The 281-nt window shown below is 62.3% G+C and carries 1 pseudogene; it reads left to right on the top strand.

From position 1 onward, the window contains the following. Positions 1–249 (top strand): annotated as a pseudogene (locus GV790_RS30865) (FAD-dependent oxidoreductase); the annotation flags it as partial. Between the last annotated feature and the right edge of the window lie 32 nt (positions 250–281).

The following is a 281-nucleotide window of genomic DNA, read 5'->3' as shown; positions in this document are numbered from 1 at the left end:
GCTATGTGCTTCAGCTTCGGCCGCGGTGCGGGGATCTTCCAACTCCTCCGTAAAGACGACACGGCGAAGCGCTTGTACTTCACCGGTTTCATCGGCCGCAAGCTCAAGGAGTTCTCTTGCGCCGCCAGCGTCGAACACCTCGCGACCGAGGCGCACAAGCCCGGCTCGCACCACTGGCCGAAGGATGGTGAACACCGGCACGCGCTACTGAGAGCCCGGAGTGAGAACGTGACGAAAACTAGTGCGTAGAAGTTGGTTGCCGGCTATCGCCCGTGGCACGG

Origin of the sequence: Nocardia cyriacigeorgica, assembly GCF_010858045.1 — a bacterium.
GTDB lineage: Bacteria > Actinomycetota > Actinomycetes > Mycobacteriales > Mycobacteriaceae > Nocardia > Nocardia cyriacigeorgica_E.
This window is presented reverse-complemented; position numbering and strand designations above follow the sequence as displayed.